This window comes from Lutibacter sp. HS1-25, from assembly GCF_004121075.1.
Taxonomy (GTDB): Bacteria; Bacteroidota; Bacteroidia; order Flavobacteriales; family Flavobacteriaceae; genus Lutibacter.
Window position 1 is genome coordinate 20,208 of sequence record NZ_RHLN01000004.1, and the last position, 19,917, is coordinate 40,124.

Below are 19,917 nucleotides of genomic sequence, written 5' to 3' on the forward strand. Positions count from 1 at the left end.
ATTAAATGTTTAAAATTGTAAAGTGTTTTGTATTACCTGTACTAGTATTATTGGTTTCTTGTAATTCAAAGAAGACCAATCAAACAAAACAAAATACTGAAAAGTTGAATGTTGTTTATATTGCTGTAGACGATTTAAATCGTTGGGTTGGTGTTATGGGCGGACAAGCAAAAACACCAAATATTGATAAATTGACTGCCCAAGGTATGCTGTTTACCAATGCGCAATGTGTGGTGCCAGCTTGTAATCCATCTAGAGTTGCAGTTTTTACAGGATTAAGACCCGAAACTACAGGACAATTTACAAACGCTGGAAATTTTAGAGATAAACCAGGAAATGCTGAACGGTTAACAATGCCTCAGTATTTGCAAAAGAACGGATATGAAACCGTTGCTGCAGGTAAATTATTCCACCATCCAAGAGGTGCTGCTGAAGAACCGGCAGAACTTTCTGATGATATTTCTTGGGATTATCAACACAAAAATGGGGTTGGTACAAAAGGGCATGATTTGTATTTAGATAAGAATAATCAAGCGGCATGGTTAGAAGGTGCAATGGCAAGTTATGGTGCTGGTGGAACAGGTGAAGCCTATATTAGTAAGTTTGGTGTTTGGGGAGTAACTCCTGAAAAAAAGGAAGAAACAGCCGATTGGAAAAATGCAGTATTTAGTTCAGAATATTTAGCTAAAACTCATGAAAAACCTTTCTTTTTGGCTTGTGGTATTTTTAGACCACATTCGCCACAATTAGCTCCGCAAGAATTTTTTGATATGTATCCTTTAGAAAGTGTTAAAACGCCAGAATTACCAGAGGATGATATGTTGGATATACCAGAACATATTAGAACTAATTTTTCTTCAGAATTTGTAGGGCATGTAAAAGAAAAAAATCAATTAAAAAAAGCTATGCAAGGCTATTTGGCTTCAGTTAGTTTTGCAGATGCTTGCATTGGTGAAATTTTAAAAGGTTTAGAAAATGGCCCAAACAAAAACAATACAATTGTGGTACTTTGGACAGATCATGGTTGGCAATTGGGACAGAAGAATAGATGGGAGAAATTTTCACTTTGGGACATGGCAACCAATTCACCTTTAATTATTAAACATCCTAAAAAAGAGTTTGTTTCAAAAAGGGTAGATATACCAGTCTCGTTATTAGATTTATATCCTACGATGATGGATTTACTTGCAATTGAAAAACCAACAGATTTAGAAGGTGTTTCATTAACTCCATTTATGGAAAATTTAAGTTATAATAGAGTAGAGCCCGCAATTGTTACTTTTGAAGAAGGAAACATAAGTGTTCGTAAAAATGAGTGGAATTTTATTCAATATAAAAACAATACGGAAGAATTATATAATCATACTTCTGATCCTTTTGAATATACGAATATCATTAACAAAAATGGAACGGAGGCTATTAAAAACGAATTAAGAGCTTATGTAACAAACTTAAAAAGTAAAAAATAAGATATGAAACAGCTAATTTTAGGATTCGTTTATTTTTTAACAATTATTACCTTCAAAATTAATGCGCAACTAATAGCAAATCAAAAACCCAATGTGATCATTATTTTTACAGATGATCAAGGGTATCAAGATTTGGGTTGTTTTGGATCTCCAAAAATTAAAACGCCAAATCTTGATAAAATGGCACAAGATGGAATTCGATTTACAGATTTTTATGTGTCAAATTCTGTATGTAGTGCTTCAAGAGCTGCTTTATTAACAGGTAGGTATTCTTATCGAAATGGTGTAGGTGGTGTTTTCTTTCCAGATGCTAAAGGAATGGATACCAATGAAATTACCATTGCTGAAGTTTTAAAGCCTGCAGGATATAAAACCGCCTGTTTTGGTAAATGGCATTTGGGAGATTTTGAAGAAAATTTACCAACCAGTCAAGGTTTTGATACCTATTTCGGAATTCCGTATAGCAATGATATGTATATTGGAGCTACTCAAAAATTTTCTAAAAATGTTGTTTTTAAAAATGGTTATACACTAGAAAAAGCGAAACAAGATCAACTTTTTGTAAAAAATAATAGCAAGGATAAAATTAAGCAAAGAGGAATTAAAGAGTTGTCACCATTATTTTTGAATAATGAAATTATAGAATATCCTTGTGACCAAACTACGTTAACTAAGCGTTATTTTAATAAAGCTATTGATTTTATAGATCAAGCAAAAGATAGCCCATTTTTTTTGTACATAACACCTGCAATGCCCCATGTGCCTTTGTATGCTTCCAAAAAATTTAAAGGAACAAGTGATCGTGGTTTATATGGTGATGTAATTGAAGAAATTGATTTTTATGTAGGAAACTTACTTCAACATTTAAAAGAAAAAGGATTGGATAAAAACACGCTGGTTATTTTTGCTTCAGACAATGGGCCTTGGTTAGGATATAAAGAATTGGCAGGTAGTGCATTGCCTTTACGCGATGGTAAATTCACCAATTACGAAGGGGGAGTAAGAGTGCCTTGTATTATGTATTGGCCTGGGAAAATTGAATCAGGTAAAACTAGCAATGCAATTGTTTCAACTGTTGATTTTTTACCAACAATAGCTCATTACGCAACAGCCCAATTGCCAAACATACCAATTGACGGCGTAAATATTGCCAATTTAATTGAGAGCGGTAAAGATCTAAATAGAGATTGTAAACTATATTTAAATGGAACAGAAATATTTGGGATAAGGAAAGGTGATTGGAAATATTTACCATTTAGTGGTAATAGAAATGCTGATTCAACTAAAAAACCAGAATTATTTAATCTTAAAAGTGATATTTCTGAGGCTACAAATTTGTATGACAAATATCCTGAAATTGTAAAAGAATTAAGTGCTGAAATGGAAAAGTTTAAGAAGTAGAAATTTCCATTTTTTAACACTTTTAATTGTTTCAGCAACTTTTAAGTTCAATTTAGCAAGTCTTCGCATAATATTATAAGTAATATTGTTTAGTCAATGTAATGTTTGTTTTAAAACGGACTTTAAACACATTGATTTATATTATTAGGTTTAAGTTAAGTATGTTTAAGAAGACTTTTTTAATATTGTTGGTGTTTCTAAATTTTTCGTGCTACGAAGAGTATATAGTAGATGGTTTTGTTGAAAATGAATCCGTTTTATTTGCATCTAACAATATTAAGAAGTCTCTTAATTTATTGCCCTCAAAATCTAGTATTTCCGTTAAATTCAAGATAGATAGCTTACTCTCTAAAGAGAATTATATAATTACTTCTATTTCAAAAAAGCATATAATTATTTCGGCCGGTGACCCCATAGGTTTAATGTATGGTGGTTTAGAATTGGCTGAAATGATTACGTTTAAAAAACAATTTCCTTATTTAAAGACACCTATTATTGGTAAGCCATATATAAAACAACGTGGTTTAAAATTCAATATACCTTTAGATATTCGTACGCCAAGTTACCAAGATGCTGGAGATTCGGCCCAACAAAATATTGCCGAAATGTGGGATATGGATTTTTGGAAAGCATATTTAGATATGATGGCACGCAATCGGTATAACGTATTAACACTTTGGAATCCACATCCGTTTCCTTCTATGATAAAATTAGAAGAATATCCTTATGTTGCACTAGATAATGTTTGCGGAACTTCTTTTCCTTTAGATACTGATAGAATTGATGAGCCTAATGCAAAGTTTATTGCTGGTTGCGGTGTTTCGCAAGAAGTACTAGATAATTTATTGGTGTTAAAAGAAATGACCATCAATGAAAAAATTACTTTTTGGCGTGAAGTAATGTCTTATGCAAAAAATAGAGGTGTTGATGTTTATTTTATTACTTGGAATATTTGGATGAATAGTTTAGCTCCTTCAGGGTGGTATAGAAGTCAAGAAAATTTAAAAGGAAACGAAGGGAAGTATGGAATCAATAATGACCAAACCAACCCTAAAACAATCGCTTATTTGAGACAAGCTGTTAAAGAGTTTATTTTAACCTATCCAGATTTGGCAGGAATTGGTTTAACTGCTGGAGAAAATATGGAAGATAGGGATGATGAATTTGATCGTGAAAAATGGTTGTGGAATACTTACGGTCAAGGTGTAGAAGATGCTAAAAAAGAACAACCTGAAAGAGAAGTGAAGTTTATACATCGCTATTGGCAAAGTGATGTTGGTAAAATGAAGGCTGATTTTATTGATAAATACCCTGATAAAATTGATTTAAGTTTTAAATATGCACGTGCCAGAATGTATGCTACTGCAAAACCGCAATGGGCAAATGAATATATTGAAGAACTAAAAAAATACAATTTAAAAAGTTGGTGGAACATTAGAAACGATGATATTTTCTATTTCCGTTGGGGAAATCCAACTTATACTTCAGCATTCATTAAAAACCTTCCTTCAGAAGAATTTACCGCAGGTTATTTTATGGGTTCAGATGGGTATGTTTGGGGAAGAGAATTTATCAGCAAACACCCGAAGCAACCGCGAGAATTGGAAATTGATAAGCATTGGTATAACTTTATGTTATGGGGCAGAATGGGATACAATCCAAATTTATCCAACGATTTAATCTTAGGAATGTTAGCTGAAAAATACCCAAATGTGAATGTCGAAGAACTTCAAAAAGTCTGGGTAACTGCTTCTGAAATACCAAGTTTAGTAACAAAATTTCATTGGAATAGTTGGGATTTTATGTGGGCTGTTGAAGGCTGTTTAGATTTGCGTAAAGGTTTTCATACGGTGGAAGATTTTATAAACAATCCAACGATGGATTTTACAGGAGTGCTGAGCATTCCAGCATATTTAAAAAGAATTCAAACGAATAATCCTGTAGCAACAAATGAAACTACACCATTGCAATTGGCAGATGTTTTAGAAGCTAAAGCTACAATGGTGTTAGATTTTACAGAAAAACAGCAAATTGTAGATGTATCTAGCTCTTATTCAGAATTGCTATACGATTTAAAAGCTTGGGCCTATATGGGTAACTATTATGCCAATAAAATTAGAGGCGCTTTTTATCTAGAGACTTATAAACAAGGTTTAGGTCTTGAAAATAAAGAGAAATCAATTAAAAGTTTAGAAACCGCATTAAAAATGTGGAAATTATATGCTGAAGCAGCTTCTAGAAATTATAAACCACAATTTTTGGCAAAAACCAGAACTATTGATTGGAATGCTTTAACCAAAGATGTTGAAAAGGATATTGAAATAGTTAAAAATGGACACTAATAAAATTAATAAGAAATGAAAACAACTAATTTTTTTTGTTTACTTATTATAAGTATGTTTTTTGTAAACTGTTCTAATGAGCCATTAGAAACTGTTAATAAAACAAAATTATTAAAGTCTCTTTCTGGTGACACAACGACAGGTGGATTTACATATAATTACAGTTTTGAATATGAAAGAGGATTTTTAACAAAGTACAAAAAAAACGATGTTGTTGAAACTTACACCTATGATAAAACAGGGAAGATTATTGCGTCAAGTACTTATTCAGAACCTGTTTCAAAATTAAATGGATTCTATGCCAATTATGAATATCAATATGATTCACAAGGGAGGCTCATAAAGCAACTTGATATTGATAGAAAAATGTATAGAGATTTAGCTTATGAAGATAATAAAGTTACAAATATAATTTATAAATCAGATGGGCAATTGGGTAATGACGGTTGGGTACATTTCACAGATCAATTGGGAAGGGTAATAAAAACGCAATGGTTTCATGAAGTATATTATACTTACGAATATGCCTACGATGATAGGGGGAACATTATTAAAAGAGTTATTAAAACAAAAGGAGCTGATTTAATTGAAAGAATTTATGAAGAGGTGTTTGAATATGGAAACGGGAATAACCCCTTTTATCAATCATTTAAAAAACGTTATGAAAGTATTCTGTACCTAGAACATTTGTTTGGCTTAAATGCCATAAGTCCAAATATAAGATTATCAGAAGGACTTACTTATACGTTCGACAAAGATAATTACCCTTTAACCTTAAAGAATGAGAATGACAATACTAATTGGACATTTGAATATTATTAATATAACGTATGCTTATGCTATCAATAAATTAATAATAAAATTTTAAAAATGAATATATATATTAAAAACCTAGTAGTTATTACTATAGTTTTAAGTTCAATTCTAACCAATGCTCAAATGAAAACGAACTTAGCACTTCCTGATGATATGAAAGCACCCTATTTAACGCAAATAACTACGTTTGGGCAACGTTGCGACTGGTCTTTAGATGGTAAAAAACTTATTTTTTTAGAAAAAACATTTGGAGACGTGTATGAAGTTGAAGTAGCCACGGGAGAATTAACACCCTTAACACATCATTATTTTCATGAAGGTTATACACGAGCGCTTTATCTTTCAAATGGCGATATTTTACTGTCAGGTTCCAAAACCTTTGACGCTAAAGATCCTTGGAAAAGTAGACATCCTGATAATGCGGAATTGTGGGTGTTAAAACGCGATTTGTCAGGACCTCCAACTCCGTTGGGCGTTTTTTGTAAAGAAGGGCCAACGGCATCAAGAAAACAGTTGAAAATAGCTTGGACAGTAGATGATATTTATATATCGGACATTGTTTATGAAAATGGGGTTCCTAGACTCAAACAAATTGATACGATAGTTCGTTCACAAGATTTACCAAAAGAAGTGAAAAATTGGCGTTTGGAAACGCAAAATTTTAGACCTCCATTTGATGAAGAATTGATTTTTAATGCACATTATCCTTCCATTGAATATGAAGCAGAGGTTATGGGGATAAACTTGAAAACCAAAAACATAGTAAATTATTCACAACGTCCAGATTGTTACGACGAACCTGAAGGAATTTTTCCAGATGGTAAGCATATTTTGGTCGAAAGTACAAGGCATCATCCAAAAAGAGCAGAAGGTCATACTACTTGGGATTATATTGATCTTTATAAATTGGCTTTAGATGGAAGTGGTAAGATGGAACGAATTACCTATTTTAATAAAGATTTAAAATACAAAGCCACCAATCCTGTTGTAAGCGATGATGGCAAATTTATGGCTTTTCAATATTCAGTAGTTGGAGAAACTACAGGAATTGGTCATGGTATTATAATTTGGGATTTTGAAAAAGAAAAAGAAGTAAAACAATAACATAAATTAACAATGAAGAAAGTACTTTTTATAGCTATTTTAGTTGGTTTTTTCGATACTTGTTTAGCAAATGAAATTAAAATATACTACAATAAAAACCTATCTCAGGTTGAATTTGCTGTGAATGAAATTGAGATAGCATTAACCAAGCAAGGGCATGTTTTAAAACGTTTTTCATACAATCAAATACCTTCAAAATTAAGAGGAAACTCGATTTTTTTATTTCTGAAAGAAGATACTTTTTTACTTCAACAACTAAAATTAGACAATAATTCAGCATTGGAGAATTTAAAAGATGAAGGATTTAGTTTACAAGTAATGTCAAATGCAAGTTGCGTTGTAGCAAACGATGCCGCAGGTTTGTTATATGGAGGTTTAGAATTGGCTGAGCAAATTTCAATAGTTGGAATTAACAATGTAAAACCTGTAACTCAAAATCCTTATATGGAAATGAGGGGAACAAAATTCAATATTCCGTTGGATGTTCGAACGCCAAGCTATACCGATATGTCTGATACTGCACAGCAAAATATTGCTGAAATGTGGAATATGGATTTTTGGAAAGAATACATTGATAATTTGGCGCGTTACCGATATAATTATATTTCATTATGGAATTTACATCCGTTTCCATCTATGGTAAAAGTACCTAAATATTCAGAAGTTGCTTTGAATGATGTGCAACAATCAACAACCCAATTTAAAGAAATGTACCCGCTTACAGGAAATGGGTATGACGCTCCTGAGATTCTTGATAATGTGAAAATACTAAAATCAATTACGATTGATGAGAAAATTGATTTTTGGAGAAAAGTAATGGCGTATGGTAAAAGCAGAAATGTAGATTTTTATATTGTTACTTGGAATATTTTCACAAACGGGACTTTCGGAAAATACGGGATTACTGATCATTTTGACAATGAAATCACTACTGATTATTTCAGAAAAAGTGTTGAACAACTTGTGTTAACATACCCAGATTTAGCAGGTGTAGGCTTAACTACAGGAGAAAATTTTAACGAGGCTAATTTTGTTCAAAGAGAAGATTGGGCTTATAATACGTATGCTAAAGGAGTTTTGGATGCTTTAGAAAAACAGCCAGATAGAAAAATTACGTTTATACACCGTCAGCACCAAACAGGAGCTTTAGACATTGCTGATAAATTTAAGCCATTAATTGATAATGAGAATATCAATTTTATTTATAGTTTTAAATATGCAAAAGCACATGTTTATAGTTCAACCAAACAGAATTATCACGAGAATTTTGTAAGTGACATAAAGGATAGAGGTGATTTAAAAACAATATGGACTTTAAGAAATGATGATATTTTTTACTTTAAATGGGGCTCACCAAATTTTGTTAGAGAATTTATAAAAAATATACCTTATGATGTATCGTTGGGTTATTATTATGGCTCTGATCAATATGTTTGGGGACGAGAATTTTTAAGTTTAGTTCCCGAAACACCTCGCCAAATTGAAATTGTAAAACATTGGTATCAATGGATGCTTTGGGGAAGGTTAGGCTACAATCCTAATTTGGATAATACACGTTTTACAGAAATAATTTCAATAAAATATCCAAATGTAAACGCAAAACAATTGTTTGATGCTTGGCAAGATGTCTCTTTGATTTATCCACTTACAACTGGTTTTCATTGGGGGGCGTTAGATTTTCAATGGTATATTGAAGCTTGTCAAAGTATTTCAGGTGCAGCCAATACACCATCGGGATTTCATGATATAAACCGTTTTATTTCGCTGCCTCCGCACCCTGAAAGTAACAATATTTCTATACCAAATTATGTAAAATCATTGCTTTCAAATAAAGAAATGAACGGTATAACACCTGTTGAGGTGTACAATAAAATTTTAGCCTATTCAAACAGTGCTATAAAAGCTGTAGAAACCATGCCGACAAATGGTGATAAAGAGTTAGCACTAACAATTAATGACATTCTTACCATTGGTTATTTAGGTAATTATTACGGTTTAAAAATACAAGCCGCAATTGATTGGCAGTTATTTTTAGAAACAGGAAATCTTGAAAATAAAAAAAAAGTTGAAAAGATTTTAAACGAAGCTGTATATTATTGGAGACTATACGCGTCAACAGCAAGTGCCGTAAATAGCAATCCATTATGGACAAACAGGGTTGGTTACGTTGATTGGAAAGATCAATTTTCAAAAGGTGTTTTATACGATTTAACAGTTACAGGTAGTGCTATAAATCCGTTTAACTTTCCGATAACAAAAGGCGGAACTATATTAGAAGCAGAACAAGGAATTGTAGAAGAAGGTACAATAAACACTGAAATCAAAAACTTCACGGGCAGCGGTTATGTTGAAAAACCTCAAGTAACTTTAAATTATGAAGCACCAAATGATGGTTATTATATTGTAGAAATTAGATATGGTATGAAAGCTTGGGTAAAACAGCAGGATATTCCTATTTTAATAAATAATAAAGAGCAAAATTCTTTACAATGTTATGCAACTGGAGGTGAAAACAACTGGGTTTGGGATAGGTTAGTTGTAAAGTTAATAAAAGGAAATAATACTATTCATTTAAAGGCAGGAAGTGTTTTTAGGTTAGATCATATCAATGTCATTCCATTTTATGAATAAAAGTTATAATTATGAATTTTAAATTAAGAAAAACAGCAAGTATTTGTATGATTTTATTTTTTGTAGGATTTAGTTTGAATTCACAAAATTTAGAATCTTTTAGATGGACAACGTTAGAAACTAAAGGTGAAATTACGGCGCGCCATGAAAGTTCAATGGTTGCATACAAAGACAAATTTTATTTGATTGGAGGTCGAGGATTGAATCCTGTAAATGTATTCGACCCAAAAACAAATACATGGGAAGTTAAAGGAAAAACACCTTTTGAAATGCACCATTTTCAGGCAGTTTCCTATCAAGATGCCATATACGTTGTTGGCGCAATGACTTCTCACTACCCAAAAGAAATTCCTGTTGAAAATATTTGGATTTATTATCCCGAAAAAGATGCTTGGGAAAAAGGACCCGAAATTCCAGCCAATATTCGAAGAGGTGGAGCAGGAGCCTCAGTTTATAAAGATAAACTGTATTTAACTTGTGGTATTGACTTTGGGCATACAAGCGGCACCAATAATAATTTTAATAGTTATAATTTTATTACTGGTGAATGGAAAACACTCACCAAAGCACCACATATTCGTGATCATTTTTCAACCATAATTGTTGGTGATAATTTGTATTGCATTGGTGGTAGAAATACCAGTTTTCATTATCCTGATCGTTTTGGAGCATTTTTTGAAGAAACAATGCCTTATGTAGATGTGTATAATTTTGAAAATGGAGAATGGCATACAATGAAAGAAAAATTACCATTTCCAACGGCAGCCGGTGGATTGGTTTATTTCAATAATAAAATTATATATGCTGGGGGTGAAGGCGAGTGGAAGCAAGCTTATAATACAACCCAATGTTTAGATTTAGAAACCAATAAATGGTCACAGTTAGCACCTTTAAATACGGGTCGTCATGGTGGTGGAACCGTTGTTTTTGAAGGTAAAATTTATACAGTTGCAGGAAGTCCAAATAAAGGTGGTGGAAATTTAAATTCTATGGAAGTTTTTTCATTGAATAACCATTGGATTTCATTATTTAATGGTGAGAATTTAGAAGGTTGGGATATTAAAGGTTCAGAAAGAGACATTGCAAAAAACTTTTGGAAAGTGGACAATGGTGCAATACTTTCAAATTCTATAAACAGTGAACAACACGGTCATGTTTGGCTTCAAAGTACCCAAGAATTTGAAAATTTTGAATTGCGACTAAAATTTAAAGCTTCCAACGAAAATAAAGGAAATAGTGGTGTTCAGGTGAGAAGCAGATTTGATGAAACTGCAAAAATTGAAATCAATGGAAATAGTATTGAAGGTTGGATGGAAGGTCCACAGGTAGATATCAACCCTAATGATCCTTGGAGAAACGGACTGATTTATGATGAAACCCGTGAATACAAACGATGGATTAATCCAAGTTTAAAGGATTGGAAAATTGAAAAGGAAATTTATGCACCAAAAAAAGTAATTTATTATAATGAAAATGAAGGAACTGGCTGGAATGATATGACCATTATTTGTAAAGGAAACACCATTAAAACCATTGTAAATAATGTAGAAGTTTCAAATTATGATGGCCAAGGTATTATAAATGACAAGGCTCATAAAAAGCACAAAGTTGGAACTAAAGGGTTTGTAGCATTACAATGTCATATGAATTCGCAAAATAAAATATGGTTTAAAGATATAGAAATTAGAGAGTTAAAGAATTAAAATAGATATAATGAAAAAAATATTAAAAGTCATGTTGTTGCTGGTAGCAACACAAATAATTGCACAAACAGCACCAGAAACATTTGAAAATCCAATCCTTTCAGGATTTTATCCCGATCCTTCAATTTGTAGGGTTGGAGACGATTATTATATGGTAAACTCAAGTTTTGAGTGGTTTCCTGGAATGCCAATTCACCATAGTAAAGATTTAGTGAACTGGGAATTAATCGGATATGGAATTACACGTCCAAATCAAGTAGAATTGCCAAAAGGATTGAAAGATTCAAGAGGAATTTATGCGGTGACCATTAGACACCATGATGGCGTATTTTATTTAATTACGACCTGTGTTAATTGCGATGGAAATTTTTATGTAACTGCTAAAAATCCGGCAGGACCTTGGTCTGATCCCGTTTGGTTAGGTTCTCGTGGAATTGACCCATCACTTTTTTGGGATGATGATGGTAAATGCTATTATGTTGGTCACGCCAATATTTCAGGTTTAAATGATTGGCCAGATAAAAATGGTGCTTGGATTCAAGAATTAGATACCAAACAAGGAAAATTAATTGGTCAAGCAAAACAAATTACGCACGGACATGCAGCAAATGCGCGTTGGACAGAAGGACCTCATATTTATAAAAAAGATGGAAAATATTTGTTATTGGTTGCTGAAGGAGGTACTGGTTTTCAACATTCTGTAACAATGCACCATAGTGATAGTGTTTGGGGACCTTATGTTCCTTTTCATTCAAATCCTGTAATGTCTCATAGACAATTAGGAAAAGATTTCCCTGTACACTCAGTAGGTCATGCCGATTTAATTGAAACTCAAAATAACGAATGGTGGGCAGTAATGTTGGGGAAAAGAAAAAAGGAAGACTTTTCGCTATTAGCTCGTGAAACATTTTTAACACCTGTAAAGTTTGAAAGTGAAGAAGGTTATCCTTTACCAGTTTTTAATCCGGGAATAGGGCATTTGTCTTTTGAACAAAAACGTCCAAATTTACCTTGGTCACCTGTGAAAAAAGTTGAAGAAAAAGATGAGTTTGTAAATAGCGAATTAGGGTTGGAATGGAATTTTTTAAGAACACCTTATTCAAAATGGTACACTTTAGAAAAAGGAAGCTTAACTATTGATGTGCGACCTGAAGTATTGGATAGTTTGGTAAATCCATCACTAATTGTTCGTAGAATTCAACATCACAAATTTGAAGCTTCAACAAAAATGGTATTCAATTCAAAAAAATCAAATGAGCAAGCTGGTTTGGTTGTGTATAGAAATAGCACCAATCATATTCAATTGGTCAAAGAGAAAAACGAATTGGTATTGATAGCTACAAAAAAAGGCAATCGAAAAGAAATGGCACGCGTTCCTTTTAAAGGAAAAGAGGTTTATTTCAAAATAGAAGGTGATAATATTAGGGCTACATTTAGCTATGGGACTTCTGAAAACGATTATAAAACGATTGGTGATACACAAGATTTAAGTATTGTTTCTGATGAGGTTGCTGGAGGTTTTAGTGGCCCTTTTGTTGGAATGTACGCAACTAGTAATGGTGTGAAATCAAAATCTAAGGCTAATTTTGATTGGTTTATATATAAAGAAAATAAATAATATTTATGATGAAAAAAATAGCGATAATATGCTGTATGTTAAGTTTTGTGTTGGTTTCAGCACAAAATAAAATAAATGATTCTATTCCAGTACCGGGACAATGGAGTAAAGAAAAAATAAATAAATGGTATGATAAACAACCTTGGTTAGTAGGTTGTAATTATTTACCAGCAACGGCCATTAATCAAATTGAAATGTGGCAAGCATCTACTTGGGATCCAAAAAGAATTGATTTGGAATTATCGTGGGCTGAAGAAATTGGTATAAATACATTAAGGGTGTTTTTACACGATTTAGTTTGGGATGATGATGAAGAGGGGTTGTACAAAAGAATGGATGAGTTTTTAAAAATTTGTAAAAAACATAAAATTAAACCTTGGTTTGTTTTTTTTGATGATTGCCATCACCCAAATCCAAAATTAGGTGTACAACCCTTACCTGTAAAAGCATATCATAATTCAGGATGGAACAATAGTCCAGCAAGAGAATTGGCTGAAAGGTATGCTGATGGTAAAGCTACTAAAGATGAAGTAAGTAGATTAAAAGGTTATATACAAAATACCATGAAACGATTTAAAAATGACAAACGAATTTTATTATGGGAGTTGTATAATGAACCTGGCAGAGATAATAGATTAAGAGGATCGTTTGGAGATAAGTCTAAACAATTAGTGTATGATTCTTGGATTTGGGCTAGAGAAATAAACCCGTCACAACCTATTACTTCAACAACAGAAGGAAGTGTAGGAGAAATTAATATAAAAATTAACAGAGTTAACTCCGACTTACATTCGTTGCATAGTTATAGTAATTGGGAGAAAGTCAAAAAAAATACGATAGATCCATATTTAAAAGATGGTAGGCCAATATTGTTAACAGAATGGTTGGCAAGAAACAATGGGAGCACCGTAGAAAATATGCTTCCAAGGTTAAAAGAAGCAAAAATAGGAGCAGTAAACTGGGGGTTTGTGGCTGGTAAATCGGGTACTATTTGGGCTTGGAGTAGTTTAAAAGGTAGAGATGTTGAAAAAGAGCGCGCAGAAGGAAATGTTGTAAAACCTGGTGAAGAATTTCCAGAACCAAAAGTTTGGTTTCATGATTTGTTAAGATTTGATGGTACTCCTTATAATAAGGATGAAATTGAAATATTTAAGAAATTGACAAAAAACAAATAATTCCTTTTTTTAACTATTAATAAAATGAGAAATATTAAAATAGGATGCGTTATTACTTTTGTATTTGTACTTATAAGTTGCCATAATTCAAAGTCAATTTCAGAAAATAAGGAGATACAGCCAAATATTATTATAGTGTATGTTGATGATATGGGTATAGGTGATGCGTCATATACAAATGGGAATGTTCAAAAAACACCTAATATAGATAAGTTGGCAAAAGAAGGAAAAGTGTTTACTAATTACTATACAAGCGCTCCTGTTTGTTCACCTTCTCGAGTGGGATTAACCACAGGAATGTATCCTATTCGCTGGAATATAAATACGTTTTTGAGTCATAAAAAATTCAATCAAAAATGCGAACAATCCAACTTTTTAGATGTTAAAGCACCGTCAATGGCGCACATTTTAAAAAATGCAGGTTATAAAACCGCGCATTTTGGAAAATGGCATATGGGTGGTGGAAGAGATGTAAAAGATGCTCCATCAATTGCAGAGTATGGTTTTGATGTATTCAATTCAACTTATGAAAGTCCAGATCCGGATCCATTATTAACTTCTACTAATTGGATTTGGGCTGCTACTGATAGTATAAAACGATGGGAAAGAACCGCTTATTTTGTAGATAAAACATTGCGATTTTTAAAAGAAAATAAAGAGAAACCTTGTTTTATAAACTTGTGGCCCGATGATGTTCATACACCATGGGTTCCAAATTTAGAGTCAGAACAAGCTGAAAAGAAGGAGTTTAGTCATTTAAAAAACCTTCAACCTGTTATTGATGCTTTTGATATTGAAATAGGGAGGTTGGTTGAAGGAATTAAAAGAATGGGTTTAAGTGAAAAAACTTTAATCATTTTTACTAGTGATAATGGGCCGGCTCCAGGTTTTAATAAGTTACGCACTAACGGATTACGTGGGGTTAAAAATAGTTTATATGAAGGCGGTATTAAAATGCCTTTTATTGCTTATTGGCCAGGGAAAATTAAATCGGGCCAAATAGATTCTACATCAATTATTTCAGCAATTGACATATTACCAACAATAAGTAAACTGGCAAAAGCAACCTTTTCAAATTCATATAAAATTGATGGAGAAGATGTAAGTGAAGCTTTTTTAACCTCAAAAATGGTGAAAAGAAAAAATGAGTTGTTTTGGGAATATGGTAGAAATGAGCACTATAATTTTCCTGAGAAATACGACAGAAGTTTACAACTAGCAACAAGACATAAAAACTATAAATTTTATACAAATATAAATGGGACTGAAGTAGAATTGTACGATTTAAAAACAGATCCTAATGAAACAACAAATATTTACGAACAACATAAAGAGCTATCTGAATTGTTGAAAACAAAAACAATAGAATGGTTCAAAAAAAATGATAAACAGTATTTAAATAAATAAAGATGAAAAAAGTACTATTATTAGTATTGGTTTTAATGACTTCTCTAGTGCAAGCCCAAAAACCAAAAGTTTGGATTTATTCTGATATGTCTGATAAATCAATTCCAGGGAAAGATCACAACACAGCCAATGATCCAGATGATATTTCGGCAATGGCTGGTTATCTATTATTGTCAAATATGTTTGATACCAAAGGAATAGTTATTGCAAGTACGCATAGAAGCGAACATAAAACATCTGGAAATCAAGCAGATTGGGCTAATATTTTTTTTGGAGAAGCCTATAAAAAAGATGTAGTAAATTTAAATAAAAACATAGGTGGGTTTCCAGAATCAATTGAATTTGTTCAATCTTGTATCAAAGAAACAGCAGAAAGATTTAATTCAGAAAAATCATATAAAACATTAGAAAATTACAATACAGTTCAAACGCTTGTTGATGCTGTTGAAAAAGAAGATGATATAATGAATGTTTTATGCTGGGGCTCTTTAACAGAACCTGCAATATTGGTAAATTATTGTTTGGCAAATAACAGAATGGATATTTTAAATAAAATTAGATTTATTGCACATTGGACCAATTCGTCATTGCATCAGGGTACTGTAGAACAACCTTGGAAAGTAGCAAATTGTAACGAAGACAGATCAGCTTGTGAATATTTAAAAGAGAAAGCTTTAAATGGTTTTATTAAATTCTATGAATGTGGCGCCAATGGACAACACGGTATTGTTAGCGGAAGTCCTAAAGGACAGGAATATTACAATCAATTCAAAACAAGTAATTTAGGAAAAATATTTGCAGAAGGTAAGTTTGTATTTAATTCTGTTGACCACTCTGATGCTGCAACTTATTGGGTGTTGTTGGGCAATTGGGGTGTTAGTTTAATGGATATAACCAGTAATGGAACAAATTTTATAGAAGTAGAACAGCAAAATGAAGCTAAATTTAAATTGTACTCTAAAAGCATTCATGATGAATTGTTGAGACGTTCTAAAGCAGCTTCAAATTAGTTTTAAGTTTATTATTGTTATTAAAAAAGACTCCAAACAAGGAGTTTTTTTTTGTTTAACTCTTTTTTTTAAATAAAAACGAGGTTGTTTTTTTAACTAATTATAAAACAGTTGTTTGTGTTTTTTTACAATTAAAATTAATCATCACTTAATTATAAATTAAAACAATTTCGCTAAAATTAGGATTAAAACAGAAAACAAATTCTTTATAATAAATTGATATTTGATTTAATAATCTAATATCTTTTTTATGAAAAAAACATTACCCTTTGTTAAAATTGTTTGTCTACTTTGTTTTTTTAGTGTTTCAGTCTATTCACAAAATGTAATTTTAAATAATGATTTTGAAGAGAGTGCAGGAAGCTTAAATAGTTGGCAGTATACAACCGCTACTTCCCTAATGGTAGACAATGGGGATCACTTTGCAAGTTTATATGGAGATAATGGGGTTCTTTATCAAAAAATAACCAATATAATACCTGGTTTACCATATGTCTGTTCCATTAATTTTAAAAGTATTGTTGCAAAGCAAACTACAGGATTTGGTTTTGCAATAGAGAAAGAAACACAGCTAACTATTCCAGTTTTTACCATTGGAGCAACAAATTTACGTGATTTTTGTAATAATAACAATGGTCAATGGACAACAATGTCTGGACTAACTGGTACTGCCGAGACAGATGGTTCTGAAACTTTTTCGTACAATATTACAATGCCAGCAGATGCTACCGCAATATATATATGTATTGGTACAAAGGGTGCTGTTGCAAAATTAGATGTAAATAATGTAATCTTAACAAAAGATAATAATACACACGAAGTTACTTTTTTAGTTGAAGATTCAAATAATCAACCTGTTGAAGGTGCAGCTATTGAAATTGAAAGTTTTCCTGAACCAGTTTTTACTGATGCAACTGGGAAAGTTTCATTAACCTTATTGTTAAATAATGCGTATAAGTATAGTGTTCAAAAAGATTACTTTCAAATATATAGTACAACATTAAATGTTGAAAGTAATACAACAACAGTAAATGTAGCACTTCAAGATTTGGTTGAAGTAAAAGACGTACAAACCAAAATTTCAACTTATGGAGACAATGCTACACCTTATCCAATTTATGCACACCTGTGGAATAGTGGTATGGATTATACTTTTGAAATAAATAAAAAAATAACATCAAACTTTGATTATGTAATTGGTGGAGGCGATGTGAGTGGTGCTACAAACAATCAGAACACTAATTTTAGTGCGAATAACTTACACGCTGAAGATTCCAATTTTCAGGTAATTAATTATCAAGGTGGTTGGTCTGAAAAAAGTGCCTTACTCAATAATAAAAAAGCAGATTTACTATATTATAGATGTGGAAATTTAATTAACTCAATTGGAGCCTCAGATATTTCTTTTGCAATTAGTAAGCCTTCGGATAATAAAGGGTTAGGTCTTGTGGCAAGTGAACCAGGTAACTTTACAACATGGATTCGTATTGATAATGAATTAATGAAGCTGGTTTCGGTAAGTAGTAAAAATAGTTATCCAATTACGGTAACTGTTGAACGAGGTTTAGATGGAAGTATTGCTACTTCTCATTCCGTAAATAGTACTGTAACAGCTCCATTATATACGGTTATTCCAGTTCAAAACGGAAATAATAGTAATTTGTCATATTTCAACCCAGTATTTGGACCTCGAAAAGAAAATTTGAAACAAAACGCAATTAACTACGCACGTAATTATAATCATGATGGTATTTGGATTGATATTCTGGTAGGATTGCTGGGTGGTCAAAATATGACAGGAGGTAATTATACCTTATGGAACCATTCAAAAGAAGAAGTGTATACCAATGAAGCTATTGTATATGATACCAAAGTAGCACTAAATTATATTTATCAAGGCTTTTACGCTCAAATGGGTTACTACCCCACAATTTATGGTAACAACGTTTTGTACGATCAAAATTATACCACTTCATCACGTGGGTACATGATGGAAAAAACAATGGAGTTTCCAAGAGCATTGGATGGGTTTTGTCATGAAAATAGCTGGGGACATATGAGTGACGATACCGGGGCGATTGATAATGATGGAAATCCAGTTTCAACCAACGATATTTTTAGAGTGTCTAGTAAATATGCCAATGGTCGTTTTTTAGAATGGTATATGGGTAATACTTGGATAAATAATTGCAAAGCCATAGCCTTATTGGCTCAAAAAGAACTACCAAACCAACCGATGACTATCAATGCAGGTTTTAAAAATCAATGGTTTGCTTATGATTTAACCAATGAAATTAGATATGACTTTAATAAATACTGTTATGCATCTTATTTATTAAGTGTTCATGTTGATGAGAATAAAAAAATTGCTAGTAGAATGGGTATTTCTCCAATGACTGATGATGGATCAGGTAATTATGATATAGTTGTTGAACCCTTTTTTACCTATGATATAGGTGTTCCAACAGAATCATATGATTATAAAAATTTTACAAATTATAAAGTAGGTTCAAACAATTTATATGCTCGAAAATTTGAAAAAGGATTGGTACTTGTAAATCCTTTTAACACAGATATGAGTCAAAGTGTTACTATAAACAGTATTGTAGGTAATGTTGATGGAGTTTATTTAAACCCTGAGAATAACAATGAGCAAGTTACTTCAATCCAATTGAAATCTAGAGAAAGTTTAATTCTTGTTTTTTTAGAAAATTTTACAAATGATGACGATAAAGATGGTGTAACCAATGATATAGATGAATGTCCTAATACGCCACCAGGAACAAATGTAAACGATAAAGGTTGTGATATTACTTTGTCTACAAAAAACTTAGATGTCATACATCAAAAATTGCAATTATACCCAAATCCAGTAAACGATAAATTAACAATTAAATTACCAAAAACCAGTGAAATAAATAGTGAAAAAGAAGTAATCAAAGTGTACAACATACAAGGAGTTGTTGTGAAAAATTTCGGAGTTAAGTCATCCGATGGAACCATAGAATTAAACGTTTCAGAATTGAATGTTGGTGTGTATTTTATTAAAATTAAAGGGATATTTGAACCAGTTAGATTTGTAAAATTGTAATCAAATAGGTAAGATTTAGCTGCTGTTAAAGAAAAGTTAAATAAATGCCTGAAAACGTTGTAATTATTGAGAATATTAAAAGAAAAACAGGTTTAAAAATGCTATTTTAGAACAATATAACCAAACAAATGTTCAAATGAGTATAGGATT

At 31.9% G+C, this 19,917-nt stretch carries 12 protein-coding genes; all 12 read left to right on the forward strand.

From position 1 onward, the window contains the following. Positions 1-5: 5 nt before the first annotated feature. Positions 6-1,469, forward strand: coding sequence for a sulfatase (locus tag EC396_RS02950; RefSeq protein WP_129365213.1), 1,464 nt, complete (start codon positions 6-8; stop codon positions 1,467-1,469). A gap of 3 nt (positions 1,470-1,472) precedes the next feature. Further along, the gene (locus tag EC396_RS02955) at positions 1,473-2,870 is read left to right on the forward strand and encodes a sulfatase (protein WP_129365214.1); all 1,398 of its coding nucleotides are present in this window, start codon (positions 1,473-1,475) and stop codon (positions 2,868-2,870) included. A 161-nt stretch (positions 2,871-3,031) separates the two neighbouring features. Further along, complete coding sequence (locus tag EC396_RS02960) at positions 3,032-5,212, forward strand: carbohydrate-binding family 6 protein (protein ID WP_129365215.1); 2,181 nt, start codon at positions 3,032-3,034, stop codon at positions 5,210-5,212. Between the two features lie 15 nt (positions 5,213-5,227). Further along, the gene (locus EC396_RS02965; RefSeq protein ID WP_129365216.1) at positions 5,228-6,034 is read left to right on the forward strand and encodes a hypothetical protein; all 807 of its coding nucleotides are present in this window, start codon (positions 5,228-5,230) and stop codon (positions 6,032-6,034) included. Between the two features lie 48 nt (positions 6,035-6,082). Beyond that, the gene (locus tag EC396_RS02970) at positions 6,083-7,132 is read left to right on the forward strand and encodes a hypothetical protein (protein ID WP_164975187.1); all 1,050 of its coding nucleotides are present in this window, start codon (positions 6,083-6,085) and stop codon (positions 7,130-7,132) included. A gap of 12 nt (positions 7,133-7,144) precedes the next feature. Further along, positions 7,145-9,763 (forward strand): carbohydrate-binding family 6 protein, encoded by a 2,619-nt coding sequence (locus EC396_RS02975; protein ID WP_129365218.1) that lies wholly within the window; start codon positions 7,145-7,147, stop codon positions 9,761-9,763. A gap of 11 nt (positions 9,764-9,774) precedes the next feature. Then, complete coding sequence (locus tag EC396_RS02980) at positions 9,775-11,466, forward strand: family 16 glycoside hydrolase (protein ID WP_129365219.1); 1,692 nt, start codon at positions 9,775-9,777, stop codon at positions 11,464-11,466. Positions 11,467-11,476: 10 nt separating this feature from the next. Further along, positions 11,477-13,084 (forward strand): glycoside hydrolase family 43 protein, encoded by a 1,608-nt coding sequence (locus EC396_RS02985; protein WP_129365220.1) that lies wholly within the window; start codon positions 11,477-11,479, stop codon positions 13,082-13,084. Between the two features lie 5 nt (positions 13,085-13,089). Continuing rightward, positions 13,090-14,259 (forward strand): cellulase family glycosylhydrolase, encoded by a 1,170-nt coding sequence (locus tag EC396_RS02990; RefSeq protein ID WP_129365221.1) that lies wholly within the window; start codon positions 13,090-13,092, stop codon positions 14,257-14,259. 24 nt (positions 14,260-14,283) lie between these two features. Beyond that, positions 14,284-15,666, forward strand: coding sequence for a sulfatase (locus tag EC396_RS02995; protein WP_129365222.1), 1,383 nt, complete (start codon positions 14,284-14,286; stop codon positions 15,664-15,666). Between the two features lie 2 nt (positions 15,667-15,668). After that, entirely contained in the window at positions 15,669-16,676 is a 1,008-nt protein-coding gene (locus EC396_RS03000; protein WP_129365223.1) for a nucleoside hydrolase-like domain-containing protein, read from the forward strand. A 250-nt stretch (positions 16,677-16,926) separates the two neighbouring features. Continuing rightward, positions 16,927-19,767: a T9SS type A sorting domain-containing protein gene (locus EC396_RS03005; RefSeq protein WP_129365224.1), complete on the forward strand. Its 2,841-nt coding sequence runs from the start codon at positions 16,927-16,929 to the stop codon at positions 19,765-19,767. Positions 19,768-19,917: the final 150 nt, after the last annotated feature.